Raw genomic sequence first — 18584 nt, 5'->3', positions numbered from 1 at the left:
CGGAATGCGAATAACCTTCGCTTCTGACCTACCCGTAGCAGGCTCCGCCTCGGAGGTGTGGGACGATTTAGCCGGTGGCACGGACTGATGCGGTGATGACACACCACCATCCTCGCATCCTGGTGAATGGACACAAGCAACCGCACTGTCTCACATAATGAGACGCAAGAGTCAGAAGTTTGACTGAGCGGTTCACGCCCGCATAACGTCTAGCGCGTGAATCGTATCGAGCTTCTCGTAATCAGCCGGCGCGTCCAGCGTTGAGCTTGGCTCCCTGAGTCGACTACGAAGCTCGCGTTGCGACGCGCCACCCTCGAACAGCCGCTGCTGTCGAGGGTTTTTTTGTGTCCAGGACTGATGTCCGACACGGGGCGTACGTAAGGCACCACGTGTCAAAGCAAGGTTTGTCCGGGGTCTAGAACGAAAGTTAGGAACGAAGACGGTGAGTGCACCAACCGCACGGCCCGGGCCCTCGGCCCGCAGGCCCGCGCCTTCGGCGAATCAGCAGGCCGCTGCTGCCAGCCCGACCGCCGCGGCCAACCGCCGCCAGGTCCCGCCCGAGAAGGTGACCGGCGCGCAGTCGGTCGTCCGCTCGCTCGAGGAGCTCGGCGTCGACACCGTCTTCGGCATTCCCGGCGGCGCGATTCTCCCGGTCTACGACCCGCTCTTCGACTCCACCAAGGTGCGCCACGTCCTGGTGCGGCACGAGCAGGGCGCCGGCCACGCCGCGACCGGCTACGCGCAGGCAACCGGCAAGGTCGGCGTCTGCATGGCCACCTCCGGCCCCGGCGCGACCAACCTGGTCACCCCGATCGCCGACGCCCAGATGGACTCGGTGCCGATCGTCGCCATCACCGGACAGGTCGGCCGCAGCCTCATCGGCACAGACGCCTTCCAGGAGGCGGACATCTCCGGCATCACCATGCCGATCACCAAGCACAACTTCCTCATCACCGACGGCATCGACATCCCGCGGATGATCGCCGAGGCGTTCTACCTGGCCGCCTCCGGCCGTCCGGGCGCGGTGCTCGTCGACATCCCGAAGGACGTCCTGGTCAACCAGACCACCTTCAGCTGGCCGCCGGAGATGCGGCTGCCCGGCTACCGTCCGGTCACCAAGCCGCACGGCAAGCAGGTGCGCGAGGCAGCCCGGATGATCCTGGAGGCCAAGGCCCCCGTGCTCTACGTCGGCGGCGGCGTCATCAAGGCCGACGCGTCGGCCGAGCTGCTGGAGCTGGCCGAGCTGACCGGCATCCCCGTCGTCACCACGCTGATGGCGCGCGGCGCGTTCCCGGATTCGCACGACCTGAACATGGGCATGCCCGGCATGCACGGCACCGTCGGCGCCGTGGCCGCCCTGCAGCGCTCGGACCTGCTGATCACCCTCGGCGCGCGCTTCGACGACCGCGTCACCGGCCAGCTCGATTCGTTCGCGCCCAACGCCAAGGTGATCCACGCCGACATCGACCCGGCCGAGATCGGCAAGAACCGGCACGCGGACGTGCCGATCGTGGGCGACTGCCGCGAGGTCATCGCCGAACTGATCGAGACCCTCAAGGCCGACCCGGCCGCCACCGGCACGCCGCTGCTGGCCCTGGGCGACTGGTGGAAGTACCTGGAGGGCGTGCGCAAGTCCTACCCGCTGGGTTACGCCCCGCAGGCCGACGGTTCGCTCTCGCCCGAGTTCGTCATCGAGAAGCTCGGCGAACTCGCCGGTCCCGACGCCATCTACTGCGCCGGCGTCGGCCAGCACCAGATGTGGGCCGCGCAGTTCATCAAGTACGAGAAGCCGCGCACCTGGCTGAACTCCGGCGGCCTGGGCACCATGGGCTACGCCGTGCCCGCCGCCATGGGCGCCAAGATGGGCGCGCCGGACCGCGAGGTCTGGGCGGTCGACGGCGACGGCTGCTTCCAGATGACCAATCAGGAGCTGGCCACCTGTGCCGTCGAGGGCGTGCCGATCAAGGTCGCGCTGATCAACAACGGCAACCTCGGCATGGTCCGCCAGTGGCAGACCCTGTTCTATCAGGAGCGCTACTCCAACACCGATCTCGGCACCCACACCCTGCGCATCCCCGACTTCGTCAAGCTCGCCGAGGCCCTGGGCTGCCACGGCATCCGGGTCGAGCGCGAGGAGGACGTGGAGGCCGCGATCCGCGAGGCGCAGTCCATCAACGACCGCCCCGTGGTGATCGATTTCATCGTCGGCAAGGACGCGCAGGTGTGGCCGATGGTCGCCGCCGGCACCGGCAACGACGAGATCATGGCCGCCCGCGGCATCCGCCCGCTGTTCGACGAGGACGAGGCCGCCGCCGAGCCGGCCGTCATCCACGAGGCCATGACGCAGAGCGAGGGACAGAAATGAGCACGACCCACACCCTGTCCGTCCTGGTGGAGGACAAGCCCGGCGTGCTCGCGCGCGTCGCCGCGCTGTTCTCCCGCCGCGGCTTCAACATCGAGTCGCTGGCGGTCGGCGGCACCGAGATCCCCGAGATCTCGCGCATGACCATCGTCGTCACCGTCGAGGACCTGCCGCTCGAGCAGGTCACCAAGCAGCTCAACAAGCTGGTGAACGTCATCAAGATCGTCGAGCAGGACGCCGACACCTCGGTCGCTCGCGAACTGATCCTGGTCAAGGTGCGCGCCGACGCCAGCGTGCGCACCCAGGTCATCGAGGCCGTCACCCTGTTCCGGGCGAAGGTCATCGACGTGTCCCCGGACGCGCTGACCGTCGAGGCGACCGGAACCCGGTCCAAGCTCGACGCCCTGCTGCGGATGCTGGAACCGTACGGTATCCGCGAGATCGTGCAGTCCGGTGTCGTGGCCGTCGGCCGCGGTCCGAAGTCGATCACCGCGACTCGCTAGTAACCCCGTGCTCCCGGCATGCTTTGCGCCGGGACTAATACCTAAGAAGAAATCAGAAGGAGATACCCAAGTGGCAGTCGAGATGTTCTACGACGACGATGCCGATCTGTCGATCATCCAGGGCCGCAAGGTCGCTGTCATCGGCTACGGCAGCCAGGGCCACGCGCACTCGCTGAGCCTGCGCGACTCCGGCGTCGACGTCCGCGTCGGTCTCGCCGAGGGCTCCAAGTCCCGCCCGAAGGCCGAAGAGGCCGGTCTCACCGTCGGCACCCCCGCCGAGGTTTCGGAGTGGGCCGACGTGATCATGGTGCTCGCGCCCGACACCGCGCAGGCCTCCATCTTCACCAACGACATCGAGCCCAACCTGAAGGACGGCGACGCGCTGTTCTTCGGCCACGGCCTCAACATCCACTTCGGCCTGATCAAGGCTCCGGAGTTCATCACCGTCGCCATGGTCGCCCCCAAGGGCCCCGGCCACCTGGTGCGCCGCCAGTTCGTCGACGGCAAGGGTGTTCCCGCCCTGATCGCCGTCGACCAGGACCCGAAGGGCGAGGGCCAGGCCCTGGCGCTGTCCTACGCCAAGGCGATCGGCGGCGCGCGCGCCGGCGTCATCAAGACCACCTTCAAGGAAGAGACCGAGACCGACCTCTTCGGCGAGCAGGCCGTGCTCTGCGGCGGCACCGAGGAACTGGTCAAGACCGGTTTCGAGGTCATGGTCGAGGCCGGCTACGCCCCCGAGATGGCCTACTTCGAGGTGCTGCACGAGCTCAAGCTGATCGTCGACCTCATGTACGAGGGCGGCATCGCCCGCATGAACTACTCGGTCTCCGACACCGCCGAGTTCGGCGGCTACCTCTCGGGCCCGCGCGTCATCGACGCCGACACCAAGAAGCGCATGCAGGACATCCTCAAGGACATCCAGGACGGCACCTTCGTCAAGCGCCTCGTCGCCAACGTCGAGGGCGGCAACAAGGAGCTCGAGGGTCTGCGCAAGGCGAACGCCGAGCACCCCATCGAGGTCACCGGCGCCAAGCTGCGTGGGCTGATGAGCTGGGTCGATCGCCCGATCACCGAAACCGCGTAATTTCCTACGCCTGAAAAGGCCCGGCACCCGCTTGGGGTGCCGGGCCTTTTTCGTGTCGCTGGCCGGGGACGCCCGTTTCGCTGGTTATGGTGACAGCTAATTCTCGGCTACTAGCGGTGTGCTTCTACTCGCGGAGGTATCGAGTTGCGTCGGTTCTGGATTCGTCTCGGATTCGCTGTGGCCGCCTCGCTGTTGGTCCCTGCGGGCCAGGCCGCCGCTGAGCAACTCCCCGTCGACTATTCGGTCGCGGCGTTCGTCACCGGAGCGTTGAACGCGAAAGCCCCCTTCGACTCACCAGGCAGCAACGACTGGTCCTGCGTGCCCACCGCCGAACACCCGCAGCCCGTCGTGCTCGTGCACGGTGTGCTCGGCAACGGCGCGGGCTGGCCCGCCATGGCGCCCCTCCTGCACAACAACGGATACTGCGTCTTCTCGGTCACCTACGGCGTCTACCCGTGGCAGACCGGCGCCCTCGCCGGCACCGGCGGCATGGCCCCGATCGCCGACTCCAGCAAGGAATTACGCGACTTCGTCGCCCGCGTCCTGGCCGCCACCGGGGCCGAGAAGGTCGATCTCCTACCGTGGTCCGAGGGCACCCTGGTGGCCGCCCGCTACCTCGTCACCGACGGCGGAGCCGAGGTCGTGGACCAGGTCTTCAACCTCGCCCCCATCTACGCGGGCACCAACGTCGCCGACCCGATCGTCAACGCCGCCTTCGCCCTCGGCATCCAGGACCCGATCTTCGCCACCCTGCACGACACCTGCCAGGGCTGCGTCGACATGCTCCCGATCTCCGACAACATCCGCGAACTGCAAGCGGCCGGCGTCTACGCCCCCGGTGTCCAGTACACCAACCTGCTGACCCGCGCCGACACCGAAGTCGTCCCGTACACCAACGGCTACCGCGAGGCCCCCAACGCCACCAACATCGTCCTCCAGGACGTCTGCCCCGTGAACCTCGCCGGCCACAACTCCATCTCGGTCGACCCCACCGTCGCCGCCCTCATGCTCAACACCTTCGGCACCCCCACCGAAATCCCCTGCGCCCCTTCACCAACTCCGTACATCTGAGCCCCGAAACAGAAGGGCCCGGCACTCCCCAGTGCCGGGCCTCTTTGATCAGCTGTTCTTCGGCTGACTGAACCGAATCATGTTCCCGGACGGATCCCGGAACGCACAGTCCCGCACCCCATAGAACTGATCCGTCGGCTCCTGCAACACCTCGGCCCCCGCAGCACTGATCTTCTCGAACGTCGCGTCGACATCATCGGTCCCGAAGATCACCCCCCGCAGCAGCCCCTTCGACAGCAACTCCGCCGCCGCCTTCTTGTCCTCCTCCGACGCATTGGGATCCCCGACCGCCGGCTCGATCACGATCGTCACTTCGGGCTGTGACTTCGGGCCTACGGAGATCCAGAACAGCCCCTCGGCCTGCACATCGTTCCGCAGTTCGAGGCCGAGAACCTCGGTGTAGAATTTGAGCGCCTCGTCGTGGTCGGCGGCGGCGATGAACGTTTGCGATAGTTTGAGTTCCATGAGCCAAACGCTAGGCCCGCACGCCTGACCAGCGCTTCTTGATTCCTGATCGGTGTGTCGAAACGTCGACGGCCCGTCCGGCACGCTGCCGGACGGGCCGTTCGCGGGCTGTTCAGCCCTGATAGGGCTCTACGGTGAACTCCACCTCGCCGGACGAACCCAGGCTCGGCGCATTCACGGTGACTGTCCCGACGAACTTCCCGAACCCCGGCTGGAAGATCGACGACTTCGGATCACTGATCCAGAACCCGGGCCCGGTCGGCTTCGCCGCCCGCGTCCCGGTCTCCCCGGTATCGACATTCCGCCAGTGCAGGGTGACCTCCAACCCACACGTACCGACCCCGGTCATGTTCGTACTGACCGTGAACGCGGCCGAGTTCGGGTACCCGGGGCCGGTGACCGACGAGTCGACCACGGCGATGCAGAGGCCGTTGGTGAGGGAGTAGATCGTTTGGAACTTGCCGCCGTTGGCTGCCGATGCGGGTGCCGCTGTCAGCGTCAATATCGCGGCGGTAGCGATAGCTCCCGCCGCAGGAAGTGTGAATCCCTTGTTGACCGACTTCATCTGAAACCTCATAGAGTGGGATGAATCTTCGGGCGATGCGCAGCGAACCATACCGATGTCCCGGTGCAGCGGGGCTGATTTCGGAACTTTTGACATAGTGTGCGGGTCGGCGTATCACTGTCGTCTGACGCATCAACTAGCTGCTTGGAATTCCTCGAACCGCTCGATGATCCGCTCCTGCGAAGGTCGATCTTTGCGAGAGCTGGGCAGTGCCAAGTACTCGCCGCGCAATCCCTGCAAACCGTGGCGCAGCATCGGGGCGTCACCCTGATCTTCCTGCAGCTTCGGACTGAGATGGATCTGATGGTCTGGCGAGATTCCAAGGAGGTTAGCGTCGTAGGCCGCATGGTGAATCTTGCACAGACACAAACCGTTGGCGACTTCAGCTGCCCCATGGTCGGCGCTATCAGCGATGATGTGCGCAGCATCGAGCAATTGGGCGTAGCTGATCCGGCACATTGTGCAGCGGTTGCCGTAGGCGAGGAGTACCCGGGCCCGAAATTCGGGCTGATGTAGTCGCTGTTTAGTCAGCTTTCGGCTGTAGCGACGCTCGATCGGGGTCAGGTTGTCAGGGTCGGCAACGTCTCGCATGCTTTCGTCCAGCGCAAGCATGAAGCGTTGCCGATCCGGGTCGTCTTGGATGACGTAAACCGGGAAGATCGGAACATAGATACCCGCACGAATCCAGCGGAGGAGGATGATCGGCATCTTCAACTCGAAAGCACGTCGCAGCTTAGTGTTGTCGCCGTTCTTGTTGCCTTCTCGGTACGCATACGCGTACATCGAGTCGCCGATCGCCTCATCATCGTACTGACTGTCCGGTTTAGACATGATCGACAAGGTGGCTTGGAGATCCTGGGGATTCCAGATGCCCTTGTTACGGTCTATGAGTTTGGCGGGCTTTCCGTTGACTTCGAAATCGGTAAGTTCTTGGCGAGTTAGCGACGGCTTTCGGGTAACGAGTTTGTCCAGGTGCTCGAAGATGGCTTCACGGAGAGCAAGTTCGGCCGGGTCAGGCTGCGCGGGATCCACGTGTGCAGTGTGACATCTCCAGCCGACAAGCTCGAGTTGCAGCCGACATGTCAGCGTGCCACGACGCCCGGGTAACGATGTTGTCCCAGCAATCAGCCTTTCGCGTTGTGCGACTGGACATCTCGATCGCTGTGATTACCCTGATCATGGTCGAGGAGCCGTCGGCGCCAGCTACACGCTGGCGTTGGCGGATAGAGGCAGTGGAGCAGGGGAGATCTGACTATGGCTCGTATTCGGGAGATTGTTCCGAGCACGCAGAATGTACGAGCGCACAAGCTCGAGGATGCAGTCAGCTGTCAGTACAAGATTATCGATGATCCGGACGGCAACACGCTGGTACACCTATCGACGTTCGGGTCGGACCAGCGGCAGTCGTCGCCGAAGAGTAGCCAGTCCATCCAGCTCAACCGGCAGAACGCGGCAGAGTTGATCGCGATCCTGAGCGACACGTTCGGATTCGCTTGGCGTCAGCAGTATGCGGCTCCCCCGGAGGATCTGTTGACTCCGGCTGACGCCGAGCCGGAATTCGCTGATGCCACAGAGGAGTTCGCGGTCAGCTTGCATATGCCGCAGGAGTGGCTGCAGGAGTGCATCGATCTGCTGCGGGACCGCCCGCAGCTGATCTTCTATGGGCCGCCCGGCACCGGGAAGACGTACTTGGCGAAAGCGCTGGCGCGGTATCTCTGCGGCGAGGAGCGGGTCAAGACGATTCAGTTCCACCCGACGTATTCCTACGAGGATTTCTTCGAGGGAATTCGCCCGGTGCACACCGAGAACGGGCAGATCGCGTACGACCTTCATCGGGGTCCGCTTCGGCAGGTCGCGGAGGATGCGCGGCGGGATCCGGGGCACCTGTACGCACTGGTGATCGACGAGATCAATCGCGGGAACCTGTCGAAGATCTTCGGCGAGCTGTATTACCTGCTCGAGTATCGGGAGGAGAGCATCAATCTGCTCTACTCCGACAAGAAGGAGTTGTTCAAGCTGCCGGAGAACGTGCTGATCATCGGCACGATGAACCGGGCGGACCGCTCGGTCGCGCTGGTGGACTCCGCGATGCGCCGGCGATTCGCCTTCCGGCATCTGGATCCGTCGAAAGAGCCCACGCGAGGCGTGCTCCGCGGATGGCTTGCGGACAAGGATCCGAGTGAGCCGATCGCCGAGATCGTCGACAAGTTGAACGAGAAGATCGGGGACGAAGACTTCAAGGTCGGTCCGTCCTACTTCATGCGCGAATCCGCTCTTACGACGCGAGGCATGGATATCGCCTGGAACACCACGGTCATGCCGCTGATGGAGGAGTACCACTACCACGACCCACATGTCAGGGTGCACGAGCTGTATTCGCTGGACGCCATCAAGCGGGAGTTGGGCGCGGAGCCCGTCGAAGCCGGGGAGTAGGCCGTGACATCTCACGATCTGGTCGAGCACGGTCCGGCGGTGAAGATCCCTCTGACCGAACCGCAATTCCAGCTGCTCCGTGATCTGAAGGTCGCGCACAGTTCGAGCCGTTCCGCCTCCGGACTGTGCACCATCAAGCCCGGCAGGAAAGTGGGTTCGATTCGGCTGGGCGGCGTACAGATCAACATCCGACCGAAGATCACCGAGTTGAACCGGCTGCTGTTCTTCATCGGTTACCACAAGAACCCGGCGATCTGGCGCGACGAGTTCGTCCGCCTGGACAAGGCGCCGGGATTGTACCCCGCAGTGGCAGAATCTTTTGTGCGCCTTGCCTTCGCGGCGCTCGAACATGGACTGCTGCGCGGATATCGCACCACTGCCGAGTCCGCCGCGGTGATGCGCGGACGGATCCGCTTCCGCGAACAGCTCAGCAGAAACTATGGTGCGCCGCTGCCGATGGCTGTCGAGTACGACGACTTCACTGTGGATACCGCGGAGAACCGGCTGCTTCTGCTGGCGACGTTGCGACTCTTGAATCTTCCGGACATCGGTAGCGACGCTCGACAGCAACTCATCCGTTTGCGGGCCGTGCTCGACGAGATCACCGTCGTTCCCAGACGTGAAGGACGACCTGCCGTCCGGCCTAATCGTCTGAACGCTCGCTATCGGGACGTGTTGGAGCTCTCCGAGGTGATCCTCGACAACAGTTCGTTCGATCAACACGGTGGACCGCTTGCTGCCTCCGGCTTCCTGTTCGACATGTGGAAGATCTACGAAGATTTCGTCACGCGAGCGATGGCCGAGGCGATGCGGCCATATGGCGGCCGGCCGGAGTTTCAGGCGAACGAATACATGGACGTGGCGTCGAAGCTGAAGTTCATCCCCGATCTGATCTGGTATGACAACAGGAATAAGCCGGTAGCTGTCGTCGACGCCAAGTACAAGGCGGAGCGGCCCAGAGGATTTCCGGAGGCCGACATCTATCAGGTCCTGGCGTACTGTGCCGTGCTGGGGCTGAAGGAAGGTCATCTCATCTACGCCAGGGGGAACGAGCCGGAGACTCTGCATTCCATCAAGACGTGCAATATCGCGATCCACTGTCACGCGCTCGATCTCGCCAAACCCCCGAACGACCTGTTGAAAGATGTCGATTCCCTCGCTCGTCGGATTCTTCATAAATAGCGGTCCGGTCGGCTAGAGAACGCCGTCCAGCCACCCGGCGTCGCCGCGGTCCCACAAGTACCGCCCGCCGGGTGGCAAGCGGTAGAGGTCGAGCAGCGCGTCTCTGGCTGCGGGAGAAGCGGCATTGAGGTTGACGTCACGCGCATCCTTCCAGTCGCTCCACGTCCATCCGGCTCCGGCGTCGATATCGAATTGGACGGCGGGGCAGCGGATGCCGTCGACGAGGACCACGGCGACATTCGGCCCGTCGGGATCACGGACGACCACGACTTCGACAAGCGCCGGGGTCGGGGTGGTCGGTCGCCTGATCACTGTCGGTCCCCGGAATGGGTGCTGAAAGCGTCCAGAGCGGCGCCTCCGAGTCGGAGCATCTCTCGGAGTGTGTCGACATCGACGGACAGTTCGAAATCGCGGTCGGTGGTGCCGAAGATGAACGTCACGTGGTTCTCCTCGCGGTCGACGAGGCTGCGGACCGAGCAGCCGTTCGTGCTGAGCCAACCGCCGATCGTCAACTGTTCGAACATCATTGGTCTCCCCTCCAGGGCGAGTAGTCGCTGGAATCAGCTAACGCCTCGGGGTGTGGCGGCGTAGGTTGAAGTGGGTAACCCAGTTGAACTGAGCCGAAAGGCCAGCACTGCCACCAGTTCGGTTGTTTGCTTCACCCAGTACGGGCGACATCGCGAGGAGGCGGCCCGATGCAGGAGAGCGGTTCGACGTTGCCGAGGCGACAGCTCGGGAGGTATGTGCGGGAGGCCAGGACCGCACTCAATCTGTCGCAGGAGAAGCTGGCGGAGATGGCCGATGTCAGCTCCTCCGTGTTGCAGCGCTTGGAGAACGGGGTAGCGACGCGGCTGAAAGTGCGGGATCTCCAGGCGATTTGCGAGGTTCTTGAAGTTCCGGATGATCTGACCACGGCGATGATCGGATTGCTGAAGGCTTCGGCCGAGAAGAGTTGGTGGCACGAGTACGGCGATCTCATCCAGGCTGCGCTGGACATCTACGTGGGATTGGAGACCGCTGCCAGGCGGTTGACTACTTATCAGCCTGCACTGGTGCCTGGTCTCCTACAGACCTCTGATTACGCTCGCGCGTTGATTGTCGCGGTCAAGCCGATGGCGACGGCTGCGGAACATGAACGACGCGTGGAACTTCGGACGCGGCGTCAAACGATCATCACCCGACGGTATCAACCGGTGCAGTTGGAGGTCGTCCTGCATGAAACCGCGCTGCGCAGCATGGTCGGCGGGGCGCGGGTGATGGCGGCGCAGCTTCGGCATCTCGCGGAGTTGGGGAAGTCGGACAATATCGCTGTCCGGGTGCTTCCGTTCGCGGCGGGTGCGCCGGTCGGAGATCCGGTGGGGCAGTTCGCCGTTCTGGAGTTCGACGAGGACGCCAAGGGCAATGCAGTCTGGCCGCCCGTGGTCTACCTGGAGACCTTCACCGGGTGCATGTATCTGGAAAAGCCGGAGGACGTGCAGCGGTACTATCGCGTGTACGACGAGCTCCGGCGCGTTTCGCTGGATCCGACGACCAGTAGAAGCCTGATCCGGCAGGTGGCGAAGGAGTTTGCGACGTGAGTGCCGATCTATCCGGTGAGCGGTGGTTCAAGGCCAGCTACAGCGGGGACAAAGCCGATTGCGTCGAGGTCGCTTTTCTCGACGCAGGGGCTGTGGGCGTGCGGGATTCGAAGAACCCGTCGGGGGACCGCCTCGTATTCACCACGGCAGAGTGGGCGGCTTTCACCGCAGGCGTCGCTGCCGGACGTTTCGGCGGCGTGGACTAACTTAGCTGCCGCTACCACTACTGCTGTCACTACTGGACTTCCCCAACCCACCCCGCAAGATCTTCCCCCCAGCTGCGGGCACTCCACCCTCCTGTAGTCGCCCCACGGTAGGCCGAACGAACGTCCCCGCCCCGAGGACGATCGCAGCCCCGATCGCCGGGTACAGCAGCTCCGGCGTATGCGAATACCAGTACTGACGGTGAGTGGTGGAGTTCTTGCACCGCTCGTCGGCGACGCGCACCGACGTCGCAGTATCGACGCAGACCGCCACATCCGTGGGATCGTCCGAACTCACGGCGCTAACGGTGGGAGCGGCCGGACGGTCCGGGCTTCCGCAGGCTGCGGAGAGTAAGGAGACCGCGACGGCCGCCGGCAGTGTGTAGGACACGCGGCGGGATCTGAGTGCGCTGCGGTTCGGCCGATTCCCCATGGATGCGCTGGGCATCTCCACCCCCTGAAGTCAAAACGTCGAGCCGCCCGAGGCTAGCAAAGAGACCCGTTCGGCGACAAAGGAGTTCAGATCGTCGGCTGGAGCTGGTACGGGTGCATGGGGTTGGCCGGGTTGAGGGGGCTGAGGGGGCTCAGCGCGCTCGAGGGGCTGGCCGGGTTGTTGAGGTTCAGCGGGCTGGCGGGGTTGGCGGGGTTGTTCAGGCTGGTGTCCCAGCACGGCTGGTTGGGCTCGCAGTCGTCGAAGGCGCCGATGGGGGTGGCCTGCGGGGCGGCGGAGGCGGTGGCGGGGAGGGCCACCAGGGAGAGGGTGGCGGCGGCGAAGGCGCTGGCGATGGCGAGGCGGGCGTAGCGGCGGCGGGCGTTGGCGAGCGAGGTCATCGTGGGCCTTTCGGTTGAGCGGTGGTGCGGTGTTCGCACTCTTCAACCATGGCGCACAAAAGCGCGAAAAACGCTGTTACCAGCCACTTCCCAGGGAAAGTTCATTCTTGTGAATGATGATGCGCCTCCGGGGTGCTAGGGGTGTTCCCTGAAAAGAAAAATGGCCCGGCACCTTCGAAGGTGCCGGGCCACTCGCGATCTACCAGCTGCTGCCGGAGTGGAAGGGCGGGCGATGGTGGCCGGGGCCGGGGTGGTGCGGCTTGCGGGGGCGATCGCACTTATCCCAGAAGTTGTCCCAGGGGTCGTTCCTGCGGTTGTCCCAGAAGTCCTCCCACGGCTGCTTGTTGCGGCAGTCGTCGCGGCGATGCGCTTCGGTGACGCCGGGGACGGCCGAGCCGGGGGTGGCCGAGGCCGGAATCGCAAGGGCGGTCAGCGGAATCGCGGTGAGGACGCCGGCGACGGCCACGCGGGCCAGGGTGCGGCGGCTGGACTTTCTCGTCGTATGCAACGTAAATCCTTTCGACTCTTCGGCGAACATCCACGTTCGCGGCGTTCGCACACCTGACACTGTGCCGCACTCGGGCTGAAACGTCACTGGTGGGAAGGTATTACAGCGTGGATCTCACTCTCGGGTATGAGGGGAGGTCGGGGTGCACCCTGAGGCCGCAGTGGGGCCGGCACCACGGACCGGCATGCACTCGCCAGTGGTAGCTGAATCCTTGCCGACCCGGTGCGCCGCCGTCAGACTGGGCGGATGACGAGCGCGACGAGCATCCGGGCCGAACGCACCGCCGCCGTGGACGGCCGCGCGCTCCGCAAACAGGTTCCCCGCTCCGCGCACGGGGAGTGGCATCCGCCCAAGCAGCGCAAGAATCCGGTCACGGTCTTGCAGAAGCAGGCCAAGACCAGGGTGCCGGACCTGGTGCCCATCCGCTACGCGCGCATGGCGACCGGCCCGTTCCCGTTCTATCGCGGTGCGCCGGCGATCATGGCGGCCGACCTGGCCGAATGCCCCCGCACCGAGCTCACCGTGCAACTGTGCGGCGACGCGCACCTGTCGAATTTCGGTCTGTTCGCCTCCCCGGAGCGCGAGCTGGTCTTCGACGTCAACGACTTCGACGAGACGCTGCCCGGCCCGTTCGAGTGGGATGTGAAGCGGCTGGCCGCGAGTGTGACCGTCGCGGTGCGCGCGAACGGCGGCACCGACGCGCAAGCGCAGACCGCGGTGCTCGCAGGCGTGCGGGGCTACCGCGAAACCATGCATCGGATGGCGGGGCTGGATGCGATGAGCGTCTGGTACGAGCGCACCGACGCCCAGGCGGTCGAGGATCTGATGCACAAGGTGCGATTCCGCAAGGGCGTCAAGAAGATCATCGCCGACGCCCGGGCCCGCACCAGTGCCCAGGCGTTGCAGAAACTCACCGATCCGGGTCCGGACGGGCCGCGCATCCGCAACAACGAACCCTTCGTGGTGGAGACGACGGACGCCGAGAAGAGCGTCATCGACATCGCCTATCTCGACTACCGGCGCACCCTCGCCGAGGAGCGCCGCCCGCTGCTGGACCGGTATCGCCTGGTGGACAGCGCGCGCAAGGTGGTGGGCGTCGGCAGTGTCGGCACCCGCTGCTACATCGTGCTGCTCGAGGACCTGCACACCGGCGACCCGCTGTTCCTGCAGGCCAAGCAGGCCGAGGAGTCGGTGCTCACGCCGTACCTGAAGCCGAGCCGGTTCCGGCACCAAGGCCACCGGGTGGTCTATGGGCAGCGGCTCATGCAGGCCAGCAGCGATGTCCTGCTCGGCTGGGCCGCGGGGGTGCAGGACCGCTACTACTACCTGCGGCAGCTGCGCGATATGAAGGGCTCGGTCGTGCTCGAGGAGATGTCCGCGCCGGTGCTCGCGGCCTACGCCGAACTGTGCGGCGGGACGCTGGCCTGCGCGCACGCCCGCTCCGGCGACCGGGTGCAGATCGCGGCGTATCTGGGGCACGGTGAGACCTTCGACAAGGCGATCGCGGAGTTCGCCCACGCCTACGCCGACCAGACGCTCACCGACTACGCCACCATGCTCGGCGCCATCGACTCCGGCCGGATCCAGGCCGCGGCCGAGGCGTACTGAACCAGCTCTACACTGGTTACCGATGAGTAAGTTCTTTGCGTCGGTGGACCAGGTGACCGAGCGGTTGAGCGTCGCCGGGTACCTGCCGTCCACCGATATCGCCACGGCCGTGTTCCTCGCCGGGCACCTGGGCAGGCCGCTGCTGATCGAGGGCCCGGCCGGCGTCGGCAAGACCGAGCTGGCCAGGGCGGTGGCCACCGCGACCGGTTCGGAGCTGGTGCGCCTGCAGTGCTACGAGGGCATCGACGAGGCCCGCGCGCTGTACGAGTGGAACCACGCCAAGCAGTTGCTGCGCATCACCGCCGAGCGCGAGAACTGGGACAGCACCCGCGATCATGTCTTCACCGACGAGTTCCTGCTGCAACGCCCGCTGCTGGCCGCCATCCGCAACCCGCACCCGACGGTGCTGCTCATCGACGAACTCGACAAGGCCGACGTCGAACTCGAGGGACTGCTGCTCGAGGTGCTCGGCGATTTCCAGGTCAGCATTCCCGAACTCGGGACGATCACCGCGGTGCGCAAGCCGTTCGTGGTGCTCACCTCCAACGCCAACCGCGACCTCTCCGAGGCGCTCAAGCGGCGCTGCCTGTATCTGCACATCGACTATCCGACAGCGGAATTGGAGCGTGCGATCGTCCGGTTGCAGGTGCCGGAGCTGGACGAGGTGGTGGCCGCCTCGGCGGTGCAGGTGGTGGGGGCGCTGCGCCAGCTCGGGCTGCGCAAGTCACCCTCGATCGCCGAAACCGTGGACTGGGCAAAGACTTTGGTCGCTCTGGGGGCGCGAAGTCTGACCGGCGGCGTGGTGCGCTCCACGCTGGGCGTGCTGCTGAAGTACCAGTCCGACCACCGGACCGCGATCGAGCGGCTGGCGCTCGATCCGGACGCGGACGCCCCGCGGTGACGACCGGCGCGCAGCCGCGCACGATGACCGACCGCCTGGTGGACTTCGTCGGGATCCTGCGCGAACACGGCATCACCGCCGGGCCGAGCGAGACCGTCGACGCCGCCCAGGCGATCCTCGCCCTCGGGCTCGCCGACCCGAACCGCCTCCGCTCCGGCCTCGCCGCCACGCTGCTGCGGCGCAACGGGCAGCGCTCGGTCTTCGACCAGCTCTTCGATCTGTATTTCCTGGGCTCCGAGCTGCCGCGGCCGCAGACCGATCTCTCCGTCGACGAGCTGCGTGACCGCCTGGCGCGGGCCCTCGCCGAGGACGATCCCGCCGCCGTCACCGAGCTGGCCCGGCAGGCGCTGACCATGCTCGGCGGCTACGGCGGCGTCGGCACCGGCCGGCCCGATCAGCCGGTGAGCACGGCGTCCGGCCAGGGCTGGTCGTCCTACCTGACGATGAAGAACCTGCGCCCGGAGGACCTCGAAGACCGGATCGTCCAATCCATGGGCGGCGCGGGCGAACTCGACACCGCCGTGCACACCATCGAAGCCCGGCGCCGGCTCGCGGATTTCCGGACCCGGGTGCAGACCGAGGCCCGGCTGCGTTCGGCCGAGCTGCGCGGCACCGACTACATCGCGCGCCGCGGTGTCGAAGCCGCCGCCGACCAGATCGATTTTCTCGGCGCGCGCGAGCAGGATCTCGCCGAAATGCGCCGCTTGGTCAGCCCTTTGGCGCGCAAGCTGGCCACCCGGCTGGCCGCGCGCCGGAAGAAGGCCGTGCGCGGGCAGATCGATATGCGCCGCACCCTGCGCCGGTCGATGGCGACGGGCGGTGTTCCGGTCGATCCGGTGTGGCGCGCCCGCAAGCACGGCCGGCCGGATCTCGTCGTGCTCGCCGATATCTCGGGGTCGGTCACCGGGTTCGCCGAGTTCACGCTGCAACTCGTGCAGGCCCTGCAAGACCAGTTCAGCCGGGTGCGCAGCTTCGGATTCGTCGACACCTGCGACGAGATCACCGGGTTCTTCACGCCCGGCGAGCCACCGGAACCGGGCCTTTCCGCGCGGATCGTGCGCGAATCCCGGGTCTCCCGGTTCGGCAGCAGCAACTACGGTGAAGCGCTGCGCGGCTTCACCGAGCACTACCTCGACGCGCTCGGCCCGCGCACCTCGCTGCTCATCCTCGGCGACGCGCGTACCAACCGCACCGACCCGAATATTGAAGCCCTGCAACAGATGTGCGATCGGGCCAAGCACGTCTACTGGCTCAACCCGGAACCGGCGCGCTCCTGGCCGACCGGCGATTCCGCCGCCCAACGCTATGCCGAGCACGTCACGATGCACGAATGCCGCAACGTCGAGCAGCTCGCCGAGGTCGTCTCGCGGCTGCTGCCCTCATGACTCGAGCCGCCGGATCATCCACTCGCCCGGCTTCTCCAGGCCGTGGAAGCCGATCTTCTCGTAGACGCCGTGCGCGTCGCCGGTGGCGAGCAGGATGCGCTTGACCCCGAAGGTGTCCAGGTGCGCGCAGGCCAGCGCGACCATCGTCGTGCCGATCGCCTTGCCGCGCACCGAGCGGTCGACGTAGACATCGCACAGCCAGGCGAAGGACGCGTAATCGGTGACCACGCGCGCGTATCCGACCTGCTCGCCCGTCGCCGTCGCGTAGACGCCGAAGTTGAGCGACCCGGCGACCGCCGCGTCGTGCGCCGCCCGGGGGCGGTCCATCGCCCAGTAGGCGTCGGTGGACAGCCAGTGGTGCACGCGGGCCGCATCGAGCCGCCCGGGATCGGTGGAGAGTTCGTAACCGTCCGGCAGAGAAGGGGATTCGCTCATGATCGGGCCTCCCGGGCGCTGCGCACCGACAACTTCCATGCCACGTACTCGCCCAGCGGCGTGTCCGCTCTCTTCCGGAAGATCCGGCGGCGGTGGGTGCGCACCCGCTGCTCTGTGTGATCGGCGCCCTCGGCGTCGACCGGGCCGACCGAGCGCGTCAGCGCCTGCGCGTCGAAGTGGCGGTTGGCGCGATGGGCGAGCGCCCGGCTGCGCGGGATATTCTTCCGCGAGGACTTGTCGTTCTCGCCGTAGTCGTTGCGCCGATCCTTGGCGTAGCTGAGTCTCTTCTTCTCCTGAGGTGTCTTCCGCACCCATCCACGCTAAGGCCGCCCGAGCGCGGAAGCACCTCGATTTTCGCGTCAGTGCGCGCCGCGGGTGTACAGCCAGGTGGCCCAGCCCGACAACGCGATGCCCACCGGCAGCAGGACGACGCCGCAGGCCAGCAGCCGCAGCGCGAGCTTTTCGTAGCGGGCCGAGCGGCTGGAATTGACGAAGTAGTCGTCGGTGGGCAGATCGCCGTTGATGAAACAGGATTCGGCGGCCCGGGTGGCGCGGCCCGCGCGGGCGTCGACGACGGCGGATGCCAGCAGCGCGGTGAGCGCGATGGTGATGGAGACGACCGACACGACGGTGGGCAGGACGTGCGACATGAGAACCCCCCCAAGGCTATTCGAGGCTGACCAGCGCTGATGCGCGGTCCGTCCTCAGTGTCGCACCGCCCTGTGACATGTCGGCCCCACGCGAGCGGTCGGTACGGAACAGGTGTCAGAAGCGCAGCGGCGCGGACAGCAGGTTGTGATCGGACCAGGCCGGAGTCGGCAGCACGGTGGCCGGGCCGACGTTCGCACCCCGGGCGACGATGTGGTCGATGACCTGGGATTTGCTGCCCGACCTGCGCGGCCGGGTCGGCGGCGAGCCGGGCGGGAGTTCGGCGGCGGCGAACTCCGCGCCGAGCGCGCTCAGCACCGTCTCGCGATCGGTGTTGAAGTCTCCGAGCAGCACGACCGGCGAGCTGTCGGCGAACTTGGTCAACTGGGCGAGCTGCTCGGTGCGGCGCCGGTCGCCGGTGACGTGCGTGGCGATCACGAGCAGCGCGCCGACCTGCACGGCCAGGGCCCCGTTGCCCGGGTCGTTGTCGAAGCTCTCGGCGCGCACCAGCCGGCTCGACGCGTCCGCCACCACCACGAGATGCTCGGCGACATCGGACAATTCGGCCCGGCCGCGTCGCAGCCGGGGAATGCGCGGATACCGCAGCACGTGCACGGACCGGCCGGGCAGCGCCGCCCGGAGCGCGGCGAGCTGATCACCGCTGACCTCCTGGAGCGCGATCACCTCCTCCGGGCGGGCCGCCACGAGCGCGGCGATGCCCGCGATCCGCCGCGGCTCCTCCGGCCAGTCGTCCGCGGCGTCCCGCCAGTTCTCGGCATGGACGCGATGCAGGACATTCCAGGTGGCAACCGTGAGCACCGCC

General features: G+C 66.1%; 22 protein-coding genes. 11 read left to right on the top strand and 11 right to left on the bottom strand.

Annotated features, from left to right (window positions below):
• The first annotated feature begins 442 nt into the window (after window positions 1-442).
• The 4 genes from AB0I43_RS34165 (at window position 443) to AB0I43_RS34150 (ending at window position 5020) form a co-directional block, all read left to right on the top strand.
• Window positions 443-2365, top strand: coding sequence for an acetolactate synthase large subunit (locus AB0I43_RS34165; protein ID WP_356977754.1), 1923 nt, complete (start codon window positions 443-445; stop codon window positions 2363-2365).
• The gene (gene ilvN / locus AB0I43_RS34160; RefSeq protein ID WP_040693551.1) at window positions 2362-2865 is read left to right on the top strand and encodes an acetolactate synthase small subunit; all 504 of its coding nucleotides are present in this window, start codon (window positions 2362-2364) and stop codon (window positions 2863-2865) included. The genes AB0I43_RS34165 and ilvN overlap by 4 nt, the downstream gene beginning before the upstream one ends.
• A gap of 82 nt (window positions 2866-2947) precedes the next feature.
• Window positions 2948-3949, top strand: a complete 1002-nt coding sequence (gene ilvC / locus AB0I43_RS34155) for a ketol-acid reductoisomerase (protein ID WP_356977958.1) — start codon at window positions 2948-2950, stop codon at window positions 3947-3949.
• Between the two features lie 177 nt (window positions 3950-4126).
• The gene (locus tag AB0I43_RS34150; RefSeq protein ID WP_356977753.1) at window positions 4127-5020 is read left to right on the top strand and encodes an alpha/beta fold hydrolase; all 894 of its coding nucleotides are present in this window, start codon (window positions 4127-4129) and stop codon (window positions 5018-5020) included.
• A 48-nt stretch (window positions 5021-5068) separates the two neighbouring features.
• Here AB0I43_RS34150 and AB0I43_RS34145 read toward each other — a convergent pair whose 3' ends face one another.
• The 3 genes from AB0I43_RS34145 to AB0I43_RS34135 all read right to left on the bottom strand — a co-directional run bounded on the left by AB0I43_RS34145 (window position 5069) and on the right by AB0I43_RS34135 (window position 7082).
• Window positions 5069-5485, bottom strand: coding sequence for a VOC family protein (locus AB0I43_RS34145; protein WP_356977751.1), 417 nt, complete (start codon window positions 5483-5485; stop codon window positions 5069-5071).
• A 112-nt stretch (window positions 5486-5597) separates the two neighbouring features.
• Window positions 5598-6050 (bottom strand): hypothetical protein, encoded by a 453-nt coding sequence (locus AB0I43_RS34140; RefSeq protein ID WP_356977749.1) that lies wholly within the window; start codon window positions 6048-6050, stop codon window positions 5598-5600.
• A 132-nt stretch (window positions 6051-6182) separates the two neighbouring features.
• Window positions 6183-7082 carry an HNH endonuclease gene (locus AB0I43_RS34135; RefSeq protein ID WP_356977747.1) on the bottom strand — a complete coding sequence of 300 codons (900 nt, stop codon included), beginning with the start codon at window positions 7080-7082 and terminating at the stop codon, window positions 6183-6185.
• 222 nt (window positions 7083-7304) lie between these two features.
• Between AB0I43_RS34135 and AB0I43_RS34130 the strand changes: the two genes are divergently transcribed.
• Together AB0I43_RS34130 and AB0I43_RS34125 are read left to right on the top strand one after the other, a co-directional pair.
• A complete protein-coding gene (locus tag AB0I43_RS34130) occupies window positions 7305-8483 on the top strand; it encodes an AAA family ATPase (protein ID WP_356977745.1) in 1179 nt (392 codons plus the stop codon).
• A gap of 3 nt (window positions 8484-8486) precedes the next feature.
• A complete protein-coding gene (locus AB0I43_RS34125) occupies window positions 8487-9665 on the top strand; it encodes a restriction endonuclease (RefSeq protein ID WP_356977743.1) in 1179 nt (392 codons plus the stop codon).
• Window positions 9666-9677: 12 nt separating this feature from the next.
• On the opposite strand, the gene AB0I43_RS34120 is transcribed toward AB0I43_RS34125, so the two are convergent.
• Together AB0I43_RS34120 and AB0I43_RS34115 are read right to left on the bottom strand one after the other, a co-directional pair.
• Window positions 9678-9977, bottom strand: a complete 300-nt coding sequence (locus tag AB0I43_RS34120; RefSeq protein WP_356977741.1) for a hypothetical protein — start codon at window positions 9975-9977, stop codon at window positions 9678-9680.
• Window positions 9974-10192: a hypothetical protein gene (locus AB0I43_RS34115; RefSeq protein ID WP_357433352.1), complete on the bottom strand. Its 219-nt coding sequence runs from the start codon at window positions 10190-10192 to the stop codon at window positions 9974-9976. The genes AB0I43_RS34120 and AB0I43_RS34115 overlap by 4 nt, the downstream gene beginning before the upstream one ends.
• 168 nt (window positions 10193-10360) lie before the next feature.
• On the opposite strand from AB0I43_RS34115, the gene AB0I43_RS34110 reads away from it, so the two are divergent.
• Both AB0I43_RS34110 and AB0I43_RS34105 read left to right on the top strand, forming a co-directional pair.
• A complete protein-coding gene (locus AB0I43_RS34110) occupies window positions 10361-11242 on the top strand; it encodes a helix-turn-helix transcriptional regulator (RefSeq protein WP_356977738.1) in 882 nt (293 codons plus the stop codon).
• Complete coding sequence (locus AB0I43_RS34105) at window positions 11239-11448, top strand: DUF397 domain-containing protein (protein ID WP_356977737.1); 210 nt, start codon at window positions 11239-11241, stop codon at window positions 11446-11448. The genes AB0I43_RS34110 and AB0I43_RS34105 overlap by 4 nt, the downstream gene beginning before the upstream one ends.
• A gap of 516 nt (window positions 11449-11964) precedes the next feature.
• Here AB0I43_RS34105 and AB0I43_RS34100 read toward each other — a convergent pair.
• Both AB0I43_RS34100 and AB0I43_RS34095 read right to left on the bottom strand, forming a co-directional pair.
• Complete coding sequence (locus AB0I43_RS34100; protein WP_356977736.1) at window positions 11965-12276, bottom strand: hypothetical protein; 312 nt, start codon at window positions 12274-12276, stop codon at window positions 11965-11967.
• Between the two features lie 199 nt (window positions 12277-12475).
• The gene (locus tag AB0I43_RS34095; protein WP_356977735.1) at window positions 12476-12784 is read right to left on the bottom strand and encodes a hypothetical protein; all 309 of its coding nucleotides are present in this window, start codon (window positions 12782-12784) and stop codon (window positions 12476-12478) included.
• 246 nt (window positions 12785-13030) lie between these two features.
• Here AB0I43_RS34095 and AB0I43_RS34090 point away from each other — a divergent pair, with 246 nt between their 5' ends.
• The 3 genes from AB0I43_RS34090 to AB0I43_RS34080 are packed head-to-tail and all read left to right on the top strand — an operon-like array spanning window position 13031 to window position 16678.
• Window positions 13031-14392, top strand: coding sequence for a DUF2252 domain-containing protein (locus AB0I43_RS34090; protein ID WP_356977733.1), 1362 nt, complete (start codon window positions 13031-13033; stop codon window positions 14390-14392).
• Window positions 14393-14414: 22 nt separating this feature from the next.
• Window positions 14415-15293, top strand: a complete 879-nt coding sequence (locus AB0I43_RS34085; protein ID WP_356977732.1) for a MoxR family ATPase — start codon at window positions 14415-14417, stop codon at window positions 15291-15293.
• The gene (locus tag AB0I43_RS34080) at window positions 15290-16678 is read left to right on the top strand and encodes a VWA domain-containing protein (RefSeq protein ID WP_356977730.1); all 1389 of its coding nucleotides are present in this window, start codon (window positions 15290-15292) and stop codon (window positions 16676-16678) included. Before AB0I43_RS34085 ends, AB0I43_RS34080 begins: the two co-directional genes overlap by 4 nt.
• On the opposite strand, the gene AB0I43_RS34075 is transcribed toward AB0I43_RS34080, so the two are convergent.
• The 4 genes from AB0I43_RS34075 to AB0I43_RS34060 form a co-directional block, all read right to left on the bottom strand.
• Window positions 16673-17113, bottom strand: a complete 441-nt coding sequence (locus AB0I43_RS34075) for a GNAT family N-acetyltransferase (RefSeq protein WP_356977728.1) — start codon at window positions 17111-17113, stop codon at window positions 16673-16675. The genes AB0I43_RS34080 and AB0I43_RS34075 overlap by 6 nt on opposite strands.
• Window positions 17110-17424: a hypothetical protein gene (locus AB0I43_RS34070; protein WP_356977726.1), complete on the bottom strand. Its 315-nt coding sequence runs from the start codon at window positions 17422-17424 to the stop codon at window positions 17110-17112. The genes AB0I43_RS34075 and AB0I43_RS34070 overlap by 4 nt, the downstream gene beginning before the upstream one ends.
• 48 nt (window positions 17425-17472) lie before the next feature.
• A complete protein-coding gene (locus tag AB0I43_RS34065) occupies window positions 17473-17763 on the bottom strand; it encodes a hypothetical protein (protein WP_356977724.1) in 291 nt (96 codons plus the stop codon).
• 115 nt (window positions 17764-17878) lie between these two features.
• A complete protein-coding gene (locus tag AB0I43_RS34060; RefSeq protein WP_356977722.1) occupies window positions 17879-18580 on the bottom strand; it encodes an endonuclease/exonuclease/phosphatase family protein in 702 nt (233 codons plus the stop codon).
• Window positions 18581-18584: the final 4 nt, after the last annotated feature.

This window comes from Nocardia sp. NPDC050435, assembly GCF_040655395.1.
GTDB lineage: Bacteria > Actinomycetota > Actinomycetes > Mycobacteriales > Mycobacteriaceae > Nocardia.
This window is presented reverse-complemented; position numbering and strand designations above follow the sequence as displayed.

Excerpts from the sequence above, each read along its gene's own strand:
- ilvN (WP_040693551.1), top strand. The coding sequence starts at position 2,362 with ATGAGCACGACCCACACCCTGTCCGTCCTGGTGGAGGACAAGCCCGGC.
- ilvC (WP_356977958.1), top strand. The coding sequence starts at position 2,948 with ATGTTCTACGACGACGATGCCGATCTGTCGATCATCCAGGGCCGCAAG.
- AB0I43_RS34145 (WP_356977751.1), bottom strand. The coding sequence starts at position 5,485 with ATGGAACTCAAACTATCGCAAACGTTCATCGCCGCCGCCGACCACGAC.
- AB0I43_RS34140 (WP_356977749.1), bottom strand. The coding sequence starts at position 6,050 with ATGAAGTCGGTCAACAAGGGATTCACACTTCCTGCGGCGGGAGCTATC.
- AB0I43_RS34130 (WP_356977745.1), top strand. The coding sequence starts at position 7,305 with ATGGCTCGTATTCGGGAGATTGTTCCGAGCACGCAGAATGTACGAGCG.
- AB0I43_RS34115 (WP_357433352.1), bottom strand. The coding sequence starts at position 10,192 with ATGATGTTCGAACAGTTGACGATCGGCGGTTGGCTCAGCACGAACGGC.
- AB0I43_RS34110 (WP_356977738.1), top strand. The coding sequence starts at position 10,361 with ATGCAGGAGAGCGGTTCGACGTTGCCGAGGCGACAGCTCGGGAGGTAT.
- AB0I43_RS34100 (WP_356977736.1), bottom strand. The coding sequence starts at position 12,276 with ATGACCTCGCTCGCCAACGCCCGCCGCCGCTACGCCCGCCTCGCCATC.
- AB0I43_RS34090 (WP_356977733.1), top strand. The coding sequence starts at position 13,031 with ATGACGAGCGCGACGAGCATCCGGGCCGAACGCACCGCCGCCGTGGAC.
- AB0I43_RS34085 (WP_356977732.1), top strand. The coding sequence starts at position 14,415 with ATGAGTAAGTTCTTTGCGTCGGTGGACCAGGTGACCGAGCGGTTGAGC.
- AB0I43_RS34075 (WP_356977728.1), bottom strand. The coding sequence starts at position 17,113 with ATGAGCGAATCCCCTTCTCTGCCGGACGGTTACGAACTCTCCACCGAT.
- AB0I43_RS34065 (WP_356977724.1), bottom strand. The coding sequence starts at position 17,763 with ATGTCGCACGTCCTGCCCACCGTCGTGTCGGTCGTCTCCATCACCATC.